General features: G+C 72.6%; 13 protein-coding genes and 1 tRNA gene. 8 read left to right on the forward strand and 6 right to left on the reverse strand.

Annotated elements, in window-relative coordinates; translation table 11 throughout:
• Positions 1-169: 169 nt before the first annotated feature.
• Positions 170-1,225 (reverse strand): LLM class F420-dependent oxidoreductase, encoded by a 1,056-nt coding sequence (locus H305_RS0118275; protein ID WP_028801642.1) that lies wholly within the window; start codon positions 1,223-1,225, stop codon positions 170-172.
• 152 nt (positions 1,226-1,377) lie between these two features.
• Between H305_RS0118275 and H305_RS0118280 the strand changes: the two genes are divergently transcribed.
• Together H305_RS0118280 and H305_RS0118285 are read left to right on the forward strand one after the other, a co-directional pair.
• Positions 1,378-2,361 (forward strand): aldo/keto reductase, encoded by a 984-nt coding sequence (locus tag H305_RS0118280; RefSeq protein ID WP_028801643.1) that lies wholly within the window; start codon positions 1,378-1,380, stop codon positions 2,359-2,361.
• Positions 2,358-4,664: an ATP-dependent DNA helicase gene (locus H305_RS0118285; protein WP_028801644.1), complete on the forward strand. Its 2,307-nt coding sequence runs from the start codon at positions 2,358-2,360 to the stop codon at positions 4,662-4,664. The genes H305_RS0118280 and H305_RS0118285 overlap by 4 nt, the downstream gene beginning before the upstream one ends.
• 131 nt (positions 4,665-4,795) lie before the next feature.
• Here H305_RS0118285 and H305_RS0118290 read toward each other — a convergent pair whose 3' ends face one another.
• A complete protein-coding gene (locus H305_RS0118290) occupies positions 4,796-5,482 on the reverse strand; it encodes a hypothetical protein (protein WP_028801645.1) in 687 nt (228 codons plus the stop codon).
• Positions 5,483-5,529: 47 nt separating this feature from the next.
• Here H305_RS0118290 and H305_RS0118295 point away from each other — a divergent pair, with 47 nt between their 5' ends.
• Entirely contained in the window at positions 5,530-5,718 is a 189-nt protein-coding gene (locus H305_RS0118295; RefSeq protein WP_028801646.1) for a DUF5703 family protein, read from the forward strand.
• A 113-nt stretch (positions 5,719-5,831) separates the two neighbouring features.
• Here H305_RS0118295 and H305_RS56065 read toward each other — a convergent pair whose 3' ends face one another.
• From H305_RS56065 to H305_RS0118310, 3 genes are all read right to left on the reverse strand, one after another.
• Entirely contained in the window at positions 5,832-6,650 is an 819-nt protein-coding gene (locus tag H305_RS56065; protein WP_028801647.1) for a chaplin, read from the reverse strand.
• Positions 6,651-6,813: 163 nt separating this feature from the next.
• The gene (gene chpH, locus H305_RS0118305) at positions 6,814-7,047 is read right to left on the reverse strand and encodes a chaplin ChpH (RefSeq protein ID WP_028801648.1); all 234 of its coding nucleotides are present in this window, start codon (positions 7,045-7,047) and stop codon (positions 6,814-6,816) included.
• 157 nt (positions 7,048-7,204) lie between these two features.
• Complete coding sequence (locus H305_RS0118310) at positions 7,205-8,530, reverse strand: M20/M25/M40 family metallo-hydrolase (protein ID WP_028801649.1); 1,326 nt, start codon at positions 8,528-8,530, stop codon at positions 7,205-7,207.
• Positions 8,531-8,717: 187 nt separating this feature from the next.
• Between H305_RS0118310 and H305_RS0118315 the strand changes: the two genes are divergently transcribed.
• The 4 genes from H305_RS0118315 to H305_RS0118330 all read left to right on the forward strand — a co-directional run bounded on the left by H305_RS0118315 (position 8,718) and on the right by H305_RS0118330 (position 14,853).
• Positions 8,718-8,802, forward strand: a tRNA-Leu gene (locus tag H305_RS0118315).
• Between the two features lie 329 nt (positions 8,803-9,131).
• Entirely contained in the window at positions 9,132-13,007 is a 3,876-nt protein-coding gene (locus tag H305_RS0118320) for a Pls/PosA family non-ribosomal peptide synthetase (RefSeq protein ID WP_028801650.1), read from the forward strand.
• Positions 13,008-13,084: 77 nt separating this feature from the next.
• Complete coding sequence (locus H305_RS0118325) at positions 13,085-14,464, forward strand: M1 family metallopeptidase (RefSeq protein WP_028801651.1); 1,380 nt, start codon at positions 13,085-13,087, stop codon at positions 14,462-14,464.
• A gap of 14 nt (positions 14,465-14,478) precedes the next feature.
• On the forward strand, positions 14,479-14,853 hold the full coding sequence (locus H305_RS0118330; RefSeq protein ID WP_028801652.1) for a YchJ family protein: 375 nt from the start codon (positions 14,479-14,481) through the stop codon (positions 14,851-14,853).
• Positions 14,854-14,911: 58 nt separating this feature from the next.
• Here the strand turns inward: H305_RS0118330 and H305_RS0118335 are convergent, their stop codons facing one another.
• Complete coding sequence (locus H305_RS0118335) at positions 14,912-15,613, reverse strand: FadR/GntR family transcriptional regulator (RefSeq protein WP_028801653.1); 702 nt, start codon at positions 15,611-15,613, stop codon at positions 14,912-14,914.
• 130 nt (positions 15,614-15,743) lie between these two features.
• Between H305_RS0118335 and H305_RS0118340 the strand changes: the two genes are divergently transcribed.
• Positions 15,744-16,268, forward strand: a complete 525-nt coding sequence (locus H305_RS0118340; RefSeq protein ID WP_028801654.1) for a gluconokinase — start codon at positions 15,744-15,746, stop codon at positions 16,266-16,268.
• Positions 16,269-16,361 lie beyond the last annotated feature (93 nt).

Genomic DNA, 16,361 nt, shown 5'->3' on the forward strand with positions numbered 1-16,361 from the left:
CTCGGCAACCGATGTGTCGGACAAATCCGCCAAACGACGGACGGCCTGGGTGGCGCAGGCGCGTAACCAAGGGGGTGGCGGCGCGTTGTTCCCTGTGCCGGCCGTGGCGGGGTAGACCCCCGAGCCCCCACCACGGCCGCAGACTCTCCGGCGCCCGGCACCGTCCCCGCTACGCGAGCCCGGCCCGCTCCAGCGCCTCGGAACCGGCGCGCAGCGAGGCGATCCGGTCCTCCAGCGTGAAGCCCGCGGGAGCCAGCGTGAGCGTGGTGACCCCGGCCGCTGCGTACGCCTTCATCCGGTCGGCGATGCGGTCGACGGAGCCGAGCAGGGTGGTCTGGTCGATCAGCGCGTGCGGGATGGCGGCGGCGGCGCCCTCCTTGTCGCCGGACAGGTACTTGTCCTGGATCTCGGCGGCTTCCTTCTCGTAGCCCATGCGCTGGGCGAGCTGGTTGTAGAAGTTCTGCTTGCGGCTGCCCATGCCGCCCACGTACAGCGCCGTGTAGGGCCGGAACATGTCGGCGAGCGCCGTCACGTTCTTGTCGTCGCCGAGGGCGAGCGGCAGCGTCGGGCAGACGTCGAAGCCGTCCATCGTCTTCCCGGCCTTCCCCCGGCCCGCGCGCAGATGCCTGATCGCGGTGTCCTCCAGGTGCTCGGCGGAGGGGAAGATCAGCAGCGCGCCGTCGGCGATCTCGCCGGTCTGCTCAAGGTTCTTCGGGCCGATCGCGGCGATGTACAGCGGGATGTGCTCGCGCTCCGGGTGCACGGTCAGCTTGAGCGGCTTGCCCGGGCCACCGGGCAGCGGCAGGGTCCAGTGCTCGCCTTCGTAGGAGAGCCGCTCGCGCGTCATCGCCCGGCGCACGATCTCCACGTACTCGCGGGTGCGCGCCAGCGGCTTGTCGAACTTGACGCCGTACCAGCCCTCGGAGACCTGCGGTCCGGAGACGCCGAGGCCGAGGCGGAACCGCCCGCCGGAGAGCGAGTCGAGGGTCGCGGCGGTCATCGCGGTCATCGCGGGCTGGCGCGCCGGGATCTGGAAGATGGCCGAACCGACGTCTATCCGCTCGGTCTGCGCGGCGACCCAGCTGAGCACGGTGGCCGCGTCGGAGCCGTAGGCCTCGGCCGCCCAGCAGACGGAGTATCCGAGCCGGTCGGCCTCCTGGGCCACGGCGAGATTGTCCGCGTCCATTCCGGCGCCCCAGTAGCCGAGGTTGATCCCGAGCTGCATGGCCGATTCCCCTTACCGATCAGTAACGTCCCTTGTGCCGGAGACCCTAGCGCGCTGCCGGACGACGCGGCAGGCACGGGTTGCGGTACCGCCGGTCCTGGTTGTCCACAGGGCCCCCACGCCGTGAGTTCCGGACAGTAATCTCGGCGTCCATGGAGCAGAGGCATCTCGGCCGTACCGGCCTGCGTGTGTCCCGGATCGGACTCGGCACCCTGACGTGGGGTCGGGACACCGACGAGCATGACGCCGCGGACCTCTTGAAGGCGTTCTGGGAAGCGGGCGGGACCCTCGTCGACACCGCGGACGTGTACGGCGACGGGGAGGCGGAGTATCTCCTCGGGCGCCTCATGGAAGGGCTCGTGCCGCGCCGGGACCTGGTCATCTCGACGAAGGCGGGGAGCGTGCCCGACCCCTACCGCCGCTTCGACGGGTCGCGCGGCCATCTGCTGTCCGCCCTCGACGCCTCCCTCGCACGCCTGGGCACGGACTACGTGGACCTGTGGCACGTCCACGCGTACGACCCCGACACCCCCCTCGAAGAGACACTCCAGGCCCTCGACATGGCGGTCGGCAGCGGCCGCGCGCGCTACGCGGGCGTGTCCAACTTCTGCGGCTGGCAGCTCGCCAAGGCGGCGACCTGGCAGCTCGCGGCACCGGGCGCGCGCACCCGCCTGGCCAGCACGCAGATGGAGTACTCCCTGCTCCAGCGGGGCGTCGAGCGCGAGGTGCTGCCCGCCGCTCTCGACCTGGGCGTCGGCCTGCTGCCCTCCTCGCCGCTCGGCCGGGGGGTGCTCACCGGCAAGTACCGGGGCGGGACGCCGTCGGACTCCCGGGGCGGCTCCGAGCACCTCGCCCCGTTCGTCGCTCCCTACCTGGACGACACCGCGAGCAGCATCGTCGACGCGGTGACCACCGCGGCGGACGGCCTCGCGGTGACACCGCTCCAGGTCGCCCTCGCCTGGGTCCGCGACCGGCCCGGCGTGGCCGCGCCCATCGTCGGCGCACGCAACGCGCAGCAGCTCACGGCCGCGTTGTCAGTGGAGACCCTTAGTCTTCCTGACGAGATCTGCCGGGCGCTCGACGACGTGTCGGCGCCGGTGCACCACTATCCCGATCACGACTGGAGCACGCTGTGAGCACGGAGCCCGAGACCACGGAGGACACCGGGCCGGGGACGCCGGGCGCGGACACGGCCGGCGACACCCCGCAGGCCGACGGCGCCGACGCCGACGCCGGGGCCACCGGGCAGGAGACGGACGCTCCCTCCGAGGACGGGGCAGCGGACGGCGACTCCGCCGGACGCGGGGACCACGACACCGAGACCTCCGCGGACGGGGACGTCGAGAGCTCCGCGGACGGCGAGAGCGGTGCCGGGGGCTCCGCGGCCTCCGGGGACGCGCCGCAGCTGTCCGAGGCCGAGGCCGAGCTGGCCGCCCAGCGGGTGGAGCGGGAGCGGATCGAGCGGCGCAAGGCCGAGAGGCAGGGGCCGGTCGAGGCCGGGGGCAAGCTCAGCGGGAAGGCCGCGGACCTGCTCGCCGCGGTCCGGGCCGTGGAGAGCGGCGAGAAGCCCGTGGCCGGCGCGTTCCACGATCCGGAGCCCGCGCCCCGCAGGGTCGTCGTCCCGGAGCCGGAGCGGCGGCCCCAGCCCGTGACCACGTCGTCCACCTCGCCCGCGGCCGCCGCACCGGAGGCCGTCGCGGCCGTGCGTGCCGTACTGACCACCGCCGGCGCGCCCGACACGCTCGCACCACAGGTCGCCGCCGTCCTGGGCGAAGACGCCGACCGGCGGCTGCGCGAGGACCCGTGGCAGCTGCTGCGGGTCGCCGGGGTGCGGCCCGAGCAGGCCGACGGGTTCGCCCGCGCGCTGCTCGGCGCCGAGTGCGGCCCCGAGGACGAGCGGCGCGGCCGGGCGCTGACCGTGTGGCTCCTGGAGCAGGCGGCCCTCGCCGGGCACACCGCCCTCGACGCCCCGGCCCTGACCGCGGCGCTCACCCAGCGCTCGGTACCGGACCCGGACGCGGCCGTGCAGAGCGCCCTCGCGGAGGGCGACGCCCTGGTGTTCCAGGACGCCCTCGACACCGCGTCCCCCGCCCAGGAGGACACCGAGGAGCCCGAGGAGCGCCCGGTCCGCGTCCTCATCGGCCTGGAGCGGTACGCGCTGGCCGAGGAGAGCCTCGCCGACGGCCTCGCCCGGGTGATGAACTCCCTGCCCAAGGACGACGGTCCGGCCGCCGACTGGGAGCACGCCGCCGCGTCGGCGCCACGCTCCGCCGCGGAGCTGATCCGCGCGGTCGCGGGCCACGGCCTGGTGCTTCACACCGGCGGCGACGCCTCCGGGGCCGAGGTCGCGGCGCTGCTGCACGCGGTGCGGAGTCTCGGCCTGCGCGGCTGGGCCGCCACACACACCCCGGACGGCCGCCGGCGCCTCGCGTCCCGGGCGGCCGAGGACGGCCTCCGGGACGGACCCGAGGGGGCACCGGACCTCCACGTCACCACCGTCGCGGGGCTCCTGTCCGGCGCCGAGGGCCCGGGCCGGGACGCCGACGGCGCCCTGGACCTGGATCTCCTCGTCGTCATGGACGCGCCGCAGCTGGACGTCGAGACTGCGGCCGTGCTCGCCGAGTCACTGCCGGACGGGGCACGGCTCGTGCTGAGCGGGGACCCGGGAGTGCTGTGGTCGGCGGGGCCTGGCCGGGTCTTCGCGGATCTCCTCGCCGCTCACGCCTGTCCGACGGTCGCCTCGCGCACACCGGACCCCGGGCCCGTCGGTGAGCTGGTCTCCGGCATCGGGATCGGTGAGCTCCTGCAGGTGGAGGCGCCGGGCAAGGAGGTCGTGATCGTCCCGGTGCGCGCCGCGAGCGAAGCGGTGCACCGGACCGTGCAGCTGGTCGCGGACTCGGTGCCGCGTGCCATCGGCATCCCGGCCGAGCAGACGCAGGTGATCACGCCGGGACACGGCGGCGCCGTCGGCACTCGCGCGCTGAACGCCGCGCTCAAGGAGCGGCTCAACCCGGGCCCCGGCCGTTTCGGCGGCTTCGACCCCGGCGACCGGATCGCCTACTCCCCAGCATCGGGCCGTTCGGTGCCCGGGCACGTCGTGAAGGCCGACGCCGAGGGACTGCACCTGGAGTGCGCCGGTGTCCCCGTCGTCGTGCCCAAGGAGCGGGTCGAGCAGTCCGTGCGGCACGGATGGGCGCTCACGGCGCACCAGGCGGTGGGCACGACCTGGCCCGCCGCGGTCGTGGTGCTGCCCGGTGACGCGGCGCAGTCCCTGACCAGGCCCTGGGTGTACACCGCCTTCGGCCGGGCCGGGCGTCATCTGTCCGTGGTCCACGGGGTGGAGCAGGCCCTGCCGCGCGCGGTGGCCGAGGTCCCGCAGAAGCCGCGCACCACGCGGCTGCCGGCGCTGCTGAAGGCGCAGGTCCCGACGGCGGGCTGACGGCGTCCGGGAGGCACCGCGGGCGGGCGCCACAACAGGCCCCGGCCCCAGCCCCGCGTTCTCCGCACACGACAGTGGCGGCCACCGGCTCCGGTGGCCGCCACTGTCGTGCTTCCCGTGCCGCGCCCGGCTCAGCGATCCGCGTCCAGCGGCTCCAGGTCCTCGTGGGGGCCGAGGCCGTCCTCCAGGTCGTCGTCCACCTCCTCGTCGAAGACCGCGCTGACGTCGAAACGGCAGACGACCCGCTGCGGGTCGGTCGACTCGAAGGGGGCCTCCAGCCACTCGCCGGGCTCCGAGGGTTCGTCCGCGGCGGTCACCCAGAGTGTGGAATCGCCCTCCTCCAGGCCGAACTCCTTGTGCCGGGACGCGATCTCGTCCGGTTCGAACTCGCCGAAGAGGATCCCGAGAGCCCCATGGACGGTGCCGGACGCCGCGTCGAAGCCGGCGTCCGCGGTGGCCCCGTCCTCCTCCACGGCCTCCACCCGCTGGGCCTGCGCCAGCAGCCGCTGCGGCTCCACCACCGCGTAGTCCCGGCGGATCAGCACGCTCAGCGCGTTCGGCTCCTCGGGGCCCGTGTACGGCGGCAGCGTGTCGTCGGTACCGGGGATCTCGAAGGGGGTGACCTCGTCGTAGCGGTCGTAGAGGAGCTCGTCGTACTCCTCGGCCGCTGCGGCCAGCTCGTTGAACGCCTCGTAGACGGCCGGGTCGTCCTCACCCGTCCTGCGCTCGACCGCGGCCAGGTGGCGGTCGAGCGCGGTCTTGACCGCCTCGGCGGCGGCGCGTACCTCGGCAGCGGTGGGCTGCGCAGCATCAGACATAGTGCAGACGCTATCCGTACCGGGCCCCAGCCCGCACAATAGATGCGATGCCGGAATACGAATTTGTCGACGTGTACGTACCTCGCGGGGTCTCCCGCAAGGAGACGACACGTCTGCTGACGGACCATGCCGAGTACGGACACTGGGAGTTGGACCGCCTGAGCCTGCTGCGCGACGGCAGCCGCAAGGTGCGGTTGCGCCGGCGGATCATCCGCCAGGTGCGCGCCACATGGTGACGCCGGGCGGCTGAAACGGAGCGGGCCCCGCCGGCGGCGGGGCCCGCTCCGTTCTCGACGCCACAGGGGAAGTGGGTGGCGTCGTGGTCACACCTGCACCGGTCGGCTCCGGGCTACGCCGCCGATCGCGCCCGGCGGTAGAGCACCGCACCGGCCAGCAGCGCGCCGGCGCCCGCCGGTACGACCACGCCGAGCGGCAGCTCACTGCCGGTGTGGGCGAGCATCCCGGCGCCACGGGGCTGGGTGACGGACTGCGCACCCGGCTGATCGACGTGCGAGGAACCGCCGGGGTGATGTCCTCCGGAGCCGGGCGGGGTACCCGGGTTCCCCGGCTGACCCGGTGTGCCCGGGTTTCCAGGGGTGCCGGGGTGCCCGGGCACACCCGGGTGTCCCGGCGTACCCGGGTTTCCGGGGTGCCCCGGCTGCCCGGGGGTGCCGGGAGGCGGCGTCGTGTGTCCGCCGCCGGGCGGGGTCGTGGAGTGTCCGCCGCCGGCACCGCCGGCGCACTCGTTGCCCGCCGCCGCGTTGCCCACGCCGACGACGTTCACGCTGTTTCCGCAGACGTTCACGGGAGCGTCGACCGGTACCTGGACGTGGTTGCCGGAGCCGACGCCCGGCGAGCCGGCGGCGTGACCGTCGGCCCGGGAGCCGCCGGAGTGCTGGTTCCCGCCCCCGTGCGCGCCGTTGCCGCCACGGTTGACGCATGTGTTGCCCACCGCCGGGTTGAGCGCCCCGACGACATTCACGGTGTTGCCGCAGACGTTCAGCGGCGCGTGCACCGGCACCTGCACCGTGTTGCCCGACAGCACGCCGGGCGAGTTCGCGGTGGAGCCGTTCGCACCCGAGTCGGCGTGTGCGTAGCCGCCGGTGACGGCGAGTACGCCGCTCGCCGCCGCCACGGTCATCAGGCCCTTGCGGGTGACCTGTCGCATAGCTGTAATCCCTGCCTTAGCCGTTGGCTTGGACCGTCCTGAACGCGCACACACCCACCCGACGCGTGCGCGGAAAGCCGGTCGGCCCCGGAGCGCATGGTGCGGACTCCGGGGCCGACGGGCTCAGACCCTCACGAAGTGACTCATGGGGTGAGGCACGACGTCACTTGTTGACGCAGCTGTTGCCGAAGGCGGGGTTCAGCAGCCCGATCACGGAGACCGTGTTGCCGCAGACGTTCACCGGGATGTGAACGGGCACCTGAATCACGTTGCCGGACACGACGCCCGGGGAGTGCACAGCAGCACCCTGGGCACCCGAGTCGGCGACGGCCAGGCCCGCACCCGCGAGAACCAGACCACCGGTGGCAGCCGCAGCAGCGACGACCTTCTTGATCATTATTCCTCCATTGTTGGCACATGCGATCCCAGCTTCGGTTCGCATCAGGTGTAACGAGGAGGGAGTAATGGAGCTACGAGCTTATCGTCGGATTCACTCTTCTCAGTGGGGCCCGCACGCGCGGTCGATTACAGGAGTTTCGTTTTACCCGAGCAATTCAGGACGCATCGATGAAGCGGTCGAGGACGCGCACACCGAACTGCAGGGCATCCACCGGGACCCGCTCGTCGACGCCGTGGAACATGCCCGCGAAGTCCAGCTCCGGCGGCAGCTTCAGCGGGGCGAAGCCGAAGCAGCGGATGCCGAGGTCGGCGAAGGACTTGGCGTCGGTGCCGGCCGACAGCATGTAGGGCACGGCGCGCGCGATCGGGTCCTCCGCGGACAGCGCGGTCTGCATGGCGTCGACGAGCGCCCCGTCGAAACTGGTCTCCAGCGCCTTGTCCGCGTGGACGTCCTCGCGCTTCACCCGCGGGCCGAGAATGCGGTCCAGGTCGGCGAGGAATTCCTCCTCGTACCCCGGCAGATAACGGCCGTCGACATGCGCGGTGGCCTGTCCGGGAATCACGTTGACCTTGTATCCGGCGCCCAGCTGGGTCGGATTGGCGGTGTTCTGGAGGGAGGCGCCGATGAGCTTGGCGATGCCGCCGAGCTTGGCGAGCGTCTCGTCCATGTTCTCGGGGTCGAGCTCGGTGCCGAGGGCGTCGCCGAGTTCGTCCAGGAAGTGCCGCAGCGTCTTGGTCACGCGGACCGGGAACCGGTGGCGGCCGAGCCGCCCGACGGCCTCGGACAGCTCGGTGATCGCGTTGTCCCTGTGGATCATCGAACCGTGACCGGCGGTGCCGTCCACGGTCAGCTTCATCCAGTGCATGCCCTTCTGGGCGGTCTCGACGAGGTAGAGCCGCAGCTTCTCGTTGACCGTGAAGGAGAATCCGCCGACCTCGCCGATCGCCTCCGTGACGCCCTCGAAGAGGTCCGGGTGGTTGTCCACCAGGTGCCGCGCGCCCCACGTGCCGCCCGCCTCCTCGTCCGCGAGGAAGGCGAGGACGATGTCACGGGGCGGCTTGCGCCCGGTGCGCAGCCGGTCGCGCACCACGGCCAGCGTCATGGCGTCCATGTCCTTCATGTCGACCGCGCCGCGACCCCACACCATCCCGTCGACGATCTCGCCCGAGAAGGGGTGGTGGGTCCAGTCCGTGGCGTTGGCCGGTACGACGTCGGTGTGGCCGTGGATGAGCAGCGCGGGCCGCGAGGGGTCCTCGCCCTCGATTCGGGCCACCGTGGAGGCGCGACCCTTGTGCGACTCGAAGATCTGCGGTTCGAGCCCCACCTCGGCGAGCTTCTCGGCCACGTACTCGGCGGCCTTGCGCTCACCCGGACCCGAGTGGTCGCCGTAGTTGCTGGTGTCGATCTGGATCAGCTCGCGACAGAGGTCGACGACCTCGTCCTGGCCGGAGACGCTCCTGGCCGTGTTCGACTCGCTCACGCTGCTTCCTCCCACTGTCACTGCTGGTGGTCTCCCTCATCCTCTCCCCGACCGCTTCCGCGCCCCAAGGCAGGACCCGGCCCGTCACACGCCGTTCACGCGACGACGGGGGGTGATCGGGGGCCCTGGAAAGCCTGGTAATGTTTCCTCTGTCGCCGCGAGGGCAACCCCGCACGACAGACACCTTGTCCGGGTGGCGGAATGGCAGACGCGCTAGCTTGAGGTGCTAGTGCCCTTTATCGGGCGTGGGGGTTCAAGTCCCCCCTCGGACACACAGAGAAGAGCGAGGGCCGCGACCATCAGGTCGCGGCCCTCGCTCGTTGCGCCGACACCGTCGACATGCCCCTCGCTCACCGTGTCCGATGGATTACGGACAGATGTGGGGCAGATCTCGTCACGGTGACGTATCTCCATGTCAGAGCCTCGGACGCAGGGGTTCCGAGACCCCCGGAAGGCCTCCTCGCATGGCTGACGCCCAGGTCCGCGGCTAGCGTCGTACTAAAATTCCACGCTTGTTTGGAGCTGGACCGGAATATCCCCAGGCATACCTGCGGGCCCACCAGCGACCCGGACGCTCCGGGAAACAACACGTGAGGACCCGATGGCAGCCCTCCAGCAAGGCCCCGTGCTCGCGTTGTCCGACGACGAGGTGCGTGCGGAGTTCGGTGACCAGGCTCGCTTCTCCGCCTCCTCCGCCGCCTCGCCGCGCACGCTCGTCGACATCCTCGACGCCTCCGTACGGGCCCACCCCGACGAGCCCGCGCTCGACGACGGGCGGCGCTCGCTGAGCTACCGCGACCTGGCCGTCGAGGTCGAGGCCCTGCGCGGGCGGCTCGCCACGGCCGGGGTCGGCCTCGGAGACCGGGTCGGCGTGCGGGTCCCCTCCGGCACCAACGACCTGTACATAGCCGTCCTCGCCGTGCTCGCAGCCGGTGCCGCGTACGTGCCGGTGGACGCCGAGGACCCGGACGAGCGGGCCGAACTGGTCTTCGGCGAGGCAGAGGTGTGCGCGGTCGTGGGGGCCGGGCACGAACTGACCGTCACCGGTGCCACGGGCGCCCGCGCCGCCCGCCCCGGCGTCGAACACGACGCCTGGATCATCTTCACCTCCGGCTCCACCGGCAAGCCCAAGGGCGTCGCCGTCTCGCACCGCAGTGCCGCCGCGTTCGTGGACGCCGAGGCCGCGCTGTTCCTCGCCGAGGACCCGATCGGCCCGGGCGACCGGGTGATGGCGGGCCTGTCCGTCGCCTTCGACGCCTCCTGCGAGGAGATGTGGCTGGCCTGGCGGTACGGCGCCTGTCTGGTGCCGGTGCCGCGCGCGCAGGTCCGCAGCGGCGCCGACCTCGGGCCCTGGCTGGTGGAACAGGACATCACGGTCGTCTCGACCGTGCCCACACTGGCCGCCCTGTGGGAGCCGGAGACCCTCAACGAGGTCCGGCTCCTGATCTTCGGGGGCGAGGCCTGCCCGCCCGAGCTCGCGCAGCGGCTCGTCACGGAGGGCCGGGAGGTCTGGAACACGTACGGGCCGACGGAGGCGACCGTGGTGGCCTGCGCCTCGCTCATGAGCGGGGCGGAGCCGGTGCGGATCGGGCTTCCACTGAACGGCTGGGAGCTGGCCGTCGTCGACGAGGACGGGGAGCTCGTGCCGATGGGCGGCAGCGGGCAGCTGGTCATCGGCGGGGTCGGGCTGGCCCGGTACCTGGACGCGGAGAAGGACGCCGAGAAGTACGCGCCGCTGGACGCGCTCGGCTGGGAGCGGGCGTACCGCAGCGGTGACCTGGTCAGGGCCGAGCCCGAGGGGCTGGTCTTCCTCGGCCGTGCCGACGAGCAGATCAAGCTCGGCGGACGCCGGATCGAGCTCGGCGAGGTGGACGCGGCGCTGCGGGCGCTGCCCGGAGTGGCCGGAGCGGCCGCGGCCTTGCGCACCGCGCGCGGCGGCAATCAGCTGCTGGTCGGCTATGTCGTCACCCAGGACGGCTGGGACCACGCGACCGCCGTGGCGAAGCTGCGGACCGAACTGCCCGCCGCGCTGGTCCCGCTGCTGGCCCCGGTCGCCGACCTGCCGACCCGTACCTCGGGCAAGGTCGACCGGGCGGCGCTCCCCTGGCCGCTGGACGGCCTGGAGACCGGCGGTGCGCAGGAGGAGCTCTACGGAACCGAGGCCTGGCTGGCCGAGCAGTGGAGCGAGGTGCTCGGGATACCCGTGGGCGGTGGCTCCGACGACTTCTTCGCGATCGGCGGCGGCAGCCTGGCCGCCGCGCAGCTGACGACGAGGCTGCGCACCCGCTACCCGAGCGCCGCGGTGCTCGACATCTACGCGCAGCCCGTGCTGCGCAAGCTCGCCCGGCGGCTGGAGAAGTCCGCGCAGGAGGACGGCGCCGAACGCTTCGTGGCCCCGGTCCCGCTGCGCGCGAAGGTGACCCAGCTCCTGCTGCTGGTTCCGCTGTTCACCGTCCTCGGGTTGCGCTGGACCGTGGCGCTGGCCGCGGTCGGGAACGTACTGCACTGGTTCGGGCCGTATCCGTGGGCGCCGGGCACCTCGTGGTGGCTCGTCGCGGCGGGCGCGGTCGTCTTCTTCAGTCCGCCTGGCCGGCTCGCGATCGCGGCGGGCGGGGCGCGGCTGTTGCTGCGCGGGGTCGGGCCGGGCCGGTACCCGCGGGGCGGGAGCGTCCATCTGCGGCTGTGGACGGCCGAGCGGCTCGCCGAGTTCAGCGGCGCGACCTCGCTCACCGGCTCGTGGCTGGAGCGTTACGCCCGCGCCCTGGGCGCCAAGGTCGGCAGGGACGTGGATCTGCACTCCCTGCCTCCGGTCACCGGCATGCTCAAGCTGGGCCGGGGGGCCGCCGTGGAGTCCGAAGTGGATCTGTCGGGGCACTGGCTCGACGGTGACCGGCTGGAGATCGGTGCGGTGAAGGTGGGCGCCGGTGCGGTGGTCGGGACGCGGAGCATGCTGTTCCCGGGCGCACGGGTCGGCAAGCGTGCCGAGGTGGCGCCGGGTTCGGCGGTGGCCGGCCAGGTCCCGACCGGGCAGCGCTGGGCCGGGGCGCCCGCGGTCAAGCTCGGCAAGGCGAAGCGGGCCTGGCCCAAGGAGCGTCCGCAGCGCGGCACGGCGTGGCGTGCGATGTACGGGGCGACGGGGTTCGCGCTGAGCGGGCTGCCGGTGCTGGCGGGTGCGGCCGCGCTGCTGGTCGCCCGGGTGTTCGTGAGCGCGGACGCCGGGCTCGGCGGCGCGCTGCGCGGGGCGGCGCTCGCCCTGGTCCCGTCGGCCCTCGCCTTCGGTCTCGCGTACGCGCTGCTGCTGCTGGTCTTCGTACGGCTGCTCAGCCTGGGGCTGCGGGAGGGCACGCACCCGACGCACAGCCGGGTCGGCTGGCAGGCGTGGACGGTCACCCAGCTGATGGACCGCTCCCGGGAGACGCTGTTCCCGCTGTACGCGGGGCTGATCACGCCGGTGTGGCTGCGGCTGCTCGGCATGCGGATCGGGCGGGGCGCCGAGGTGTCCACCGTGCTGGCGCTGCCGAGTCTGACCACGGTCGGTGAGGGCGCCTTCCTCGCGGACGACACACTGACCGCTCCGTACGAGCTGGGCGGTGGCTGGATGCGGATCGGGCGGGCCGAGATCGGGCGCCGGGCGTTCCTCGGGAACTCCGGGATGACGGCGCCGGGCCGCAGCGTGCCCGACGGCGGCCTGGTCGGGGTGCTGTCCGCGACGCCGAAGAAGGCGAAGAAGGGCAGTTCGTATCTGGGACTGCCGCCGGTGAGGCTGCCGCGCGCGGCTCAGGGCGGCGACCAGAGCCGTACGTACGACCCGCCCGCGCGACTGCTGTGGGCGCGCGGTCTGGTGGAGCTGTGCCGGATCGTGCCGGTGCTCTGTTCGGCGGCGCTGGTCGTGCTGACGGTCGCGGCGTTGTGTGCGCTGGGTGCCTGGGCGGCGCTGTTCGGCGGGCTGGTGCTGCTGGGCGCGGGCGGTGTCGCCTGCCTGGTGTCGATCGTGGCGAAGTGGCTGCTCGTGGGGCGGCACCGGAGCGGTGAGCATCCGTTGTGGAGCGGCTTCGTGTGGCGCAACGAGCTGGCGGACACGTTCGTCGAGGTGGTGGCGGTGCCGTGGCTGGCCGGGTCGGTGCCGGGTACGCCGTTGATGACGGCGTGGCTGCGCGGGCTCGGTGCCCGGATCGGCAGGGGCGCCTGGGTGGAGAGCTACTGGCTGCCGGAGACGGATCTGGTGTCGCTCGGGGACGCGTGCACGGTCAATCGGGGCTGTGTCCTGCAGACGCACCTCTTCCACGACCGGATCTTGCGGACGGATACTGTTGTCCTCCGTGAGGGCGCCACCCTGGGCCCGGGCGGAATCGTCCTTCCCGGCAGCACCATCGGGGCTCGCGCCACCCTGGGTCCGGCGTCGCTGGTGATGGCGGCGGAGTCCGTTCCCGACGAAACCCGCTGGCTGGGCAACCCGATCGAGGCATGGCGTTCCTGACGGACGTGACCGGATCGGAGACGAAGGGCGGTACAGCGGCACGTCGTACGAGCACAGGGCAGGGAGCAGACGCAGCAGTGAGCGTTCAGCAGACACCGGATTCGGACCCGTACTTCCCGGCCAACGGTGATCCCCGCTACCGGGCGCACCGGTACGAACTCACGCTGGACTACCGCCCCGGCCCGAACCGGCTCTCCGGCACCGCGCGCATCAACGCCATAGCCGGCCGTGCGCCGCTCGCCGAATTCCAGCTGAACCTGGCCGACTTCCGGATCGGCCGGGTCCGGGTGGACGGCAAGGCGCCGCACTACACGCACCGAGGCGGCCGGCTGCGGATCCGTCCCCCGAAGCCGGTCCGGGCGGGGGCCGCCTTCACCGTGGAGGTCCACTGGGCGGGCAACCCCAAGCCGGTCAGCAGCCCCTGGGGCGGTCTCGGCTGGGAGGAGCTGGAGGACGGGGCGCTGGTGGCGAGCCAGCCGGTCGGCGCGCCGTCGTGGTACCCGTGCAACGACCGGCCGGCCGACAAGGCCTCGTACCAGATCTCGGTGACGACGCCGTCCGCGTACTCGGTGGTGGCGGGCGGGCGGCTGCTCACGCGGACGACGAGGGCGTCGACGACGACCTGGGTGTACGAGCAGTCGGCGCCGACCTCCAGCTATCTGGTCGGGCTGTCGGTCGGCAAGTACCAGACGGTGCTGCTGGGCGACCCGGGCCTGGGCGGCGTGCCGCAGTCCGGTCATCTGCCCGCGCGCCTGCTCGCCGAGTTCTCAAGGGACTTCGCACGGCAGCCCGCGATGATGGAACTGTTCGAGGAGCTCTTCGGGCCGTATCCGTTCGGCGAGTACGCGGTCGTCGTGACGGACGAGGAACTGGACGTCCCCGTCGAGGCGCAGGGTCTGTCGCTGTTCGGCGCCAACCACGTGGACGGGGCGCGGGGTTCGGAGCGGCTGGTGGCGCACGAGCTGGCGCACCAGTGGTTCGGCAACAGCGTGTCCATCGCGGACTGGCGGCACATCTGGCTGAACGAGGGTTTCGCGAAGTACGCGGAGTGGCTGTGGTCGGAGCGCTCGGGCGGCCGTACCGCGCACCAACTGGCCACCGCCGCGCACCGGAAGCTGTCCGCGCAGCCCCAGGACCTGGTTCTCGCGAACCCGGGCCGCAAGCTGATGTTCGACGACCGGCTCTACGAGCGCGGCGGTCTGGCGCTGCACGCGGTCCGGCAGGCCCTGGGGGACGACGCGTTCTTCCGGATGCTGCGTCGCTGGGCCGCCGTGCACCGGGGAGGGGCGGTCACGACGACGACGTTCACCTCGCACGTGTCGCGCTACACGGCCGAGCCGCTCGACGAGTTGTTCACGGCGTGGCTGCACGAGCGGGCGCTTCCGCCGCTGCCGGTGCCCGGCGCGGCGATTCCGGCGCGGCCCGCCCACCCGCCGCGGAAGGCCGACTCGGCGTAGGCACAATGGCAGCCATGACGAGTCGTTCCTGCCCTTGCGGGCTTCCCGAGCCGTATGCGAAGTGCTGCGGGCGGTTCCATCGCGGTGAGGCGGCGGCACCGACCGCCGAGGCGCTCATGCGGTCGCGGTACTGCGCCTTCGTGAAGGAGGACGAGGGGTATCTGCTGCGGACCTGGCATCCGCGGACGCGGCCGTCGCGGGTGGAGTTCGACCCCGGGATGCGCTGGAGCGGTCTGGAGGTCCTCGCCACGGAGCAGGGTTCGGCGTTCCACGGCACCGGCACCGTCACCTTCCGGGCTTCCTACCGGGGCGGTTCGCTGCACGAGCGGAGCCGGTTCGAGCGGGTCGACGGCGCGTGGGTGTACGTGGACGGGGACTTCCAGGAGTAGGCGGCGGGGCAGGAGTGGCCCTGGTGGCGGCGCGGCGCCCGTGCCGCCGCACCGGGGGTCACGGTGCCAGGATGTCCAGCTCCTGGAGCGCGCCGACCGTGATCTCGCGGGTGAGCTGCTCGGCGCGGGCCGCGTCGCCCTCCCGGACGGCCTCGGCGACCTGGACGTGCAGGGTGACGGCGGCCGGGTCCGGGTCCTCGAACATGACCTCGTGGTGCGTGCGACCCGCCAGGACCTCCGCGACGACGTCGCCGAGGCGTGCGAACATCTCGTTGCCCGACGCGCAGAGGATCACCCGGTGGAAGGCGACGTCGTGGACGAGATACGCCTCCAGTTGATGGCCGCGTGAGGTGGCGACCATGCCCAGGGCACACTCGGTGAGTTCGGCGCACTGCTCGGCCGTCGCGTGCCGGGCGGCCAGTTTGGCGGCGACGGGTTCGACGGCGGAGCGCAGCACGGTGAGGGAACGCAGCTGGTGCGGGCGGTCGGCACCGGCCAGCCGCCAGCGGATGACCTCGGGGTCGTAGACGTTCCACTCGGCCTTGGGGCGGACGGTGACGCCGACGCGGCGACGGGACTCGACGAGGTGCATGGATTCGAGCACCCGGACCGCCTCGCGCATCACGGAGCGTGACACCTCGAAGCGCTGCGCCAGTTCGTCGGTGCGCAGCACGCTCCCCGGCGGATACTCGCCCGCCGTGATGGCCGGCCCGAGGGTGTCCAGTACATGTCCGTGCAGCCCCCGGCCCCGTGTGGTCATGGGGTCAGCGTACGAGGCAGGGGCCCCGAACAAAAAGTCAGACTTATACGTCACAGACTCTTGAATTCGTCGTACCTAATAGGTTTCAGTGTCGTCGACATCAGATGTCGACGAAGACAGCGAGAGCACGATGCAGCAGACGCGTACCCCCCACGTCGTGGTGGTCATGGGCGTGGCAGGCACCGGGAAGACCACGATCGGTCCCCTGATCGCCGCCCGGCTCGGCGTTCCGTACGCCGAGGGCGACGACTTCCACCCCGAGGCCAACATCGCCAAGATGTCGGCGGGAACGCCGCTGACCGACGAGGACCGGTGGCCCTGGCTGGACGCCATCGGCCGCTGGGCGCACGACCGGGCCGGGCTCGGCGGGGTGGTCAGCAGCTCGGCGCTCAAGCGCAGTTACCGGGACCGGCTGCGGGCGGCCGCCCCCGGAGTCGTCTTCGTCCACCTCACCGGTGACCGCAAGCTCATCGAGGACCGGATGTCGCACCGCCAGGGCCACTTCATGCCGACGGCGCTCCTGGACTCGCAGTTCGCCACCCTCCAGCCGCTGGAGGCGGACGAGGCGGGCGTCGGCGTGGACGTCTCCGGCGGACCCGAAGAGATCACCGAGCGGGCCGTGGCCGCGCTGCGGGATCTCGACCTGCCCGCGTAGCCGAGCGCGGAGGCGACTTCGTCGGTGCGGGCCCCCGCCCCGCACGGCGTCGCCACCGGCACGGCGTGGCCACGGACATGGCGTAACCACCGG

It is taken from the genome of Streptomyces sp. 142MFCol3.1 (genome assembly GCF_000424945.1).
GTDB lineage: Bacteria > Actinomycetota > Actinomycetes > Streptomycetales > Streptomycetaceae > Streptomyces > Streptomyces siamensis.

What these genes read in the sequence shown, in the direction of transcription:
- H305_RS0118320 (WP_028801650.1), top strand. Translation starts at nt 9,132, where the DNA reads ATGGCAGCCCTCCAGCAAGGCCCCGTGCTCGCGTTGTCCGACGACGAG.
- H305_RS0118330 (WP_028801652.1), top strand. Translation starts at nt 14,479, where the DNA reads ATGACGAGTCGTTCCTGCCCTTGCGGGCTTCCCGAGCCGTATGCGAAG.
- H305_RS0118290 (WP_028801645.1), bottom strand. Translation starts at nt 5,482, where the DNA reads ATGTCTGATGCTGCGCAGCCCACCGCTGCCGAGGTACGCGCCGCCGCC.
- H305_RS0118295 (WP_028801646.1), top strand. Translation starts at nt 5,530, where the DNA reads ATGCCGGAATACGAATTTGTCGACGTGTACGTACCTCGCGGGGTCTCC.
- H305_RS0118340 (WP_028801654.1), top strand. Translation starts at nt 15,744, where the DNA reads ATGCAGCAGACGCGTACCCCCCACGTCGTGGTGGTCATGGGCGTGGCA.
- H305_RS0118280 (WP_028801643.1), top strand. Translation starts at nt 1,378, where the DNA reads ATGGAGCAGAGGCATCTCGGCCGTACCGGCCTGCGTGTGTCCCGGATC.
- H305_RS0118335 (WP_028801653.1), bottom strand. Translation starts at nt 15,613, where the DNA reads ATGACCACACGGGGCCGGGGGCTGCACGGACATGTACTGGACACCCTC.
- chpH (WP_028801648.1), bottom strand. Translation starts at nt 7,047, where the DNA reads ATGATCAAGAAGGTCGTCGCTGCTGCGGCTGCCACCGGTGGTCTGGTT.
- H305_RS0118275 (WP_028801642.1), bottom strand. Translation starts at nt 1,225, where the DNA reads ATGCAGCTCGGGATCAACCTCGGCTACTGGGGCGCCGGAATGGACGCG.
- H305_RS56065 (WP_028801647.1), bottom strand. Translation starts at nt 6,650, where the DNA reads ATGCGACAGGTCACCCGCAAGGGCCTGATGACCGTGGCGGCGGCGAGC.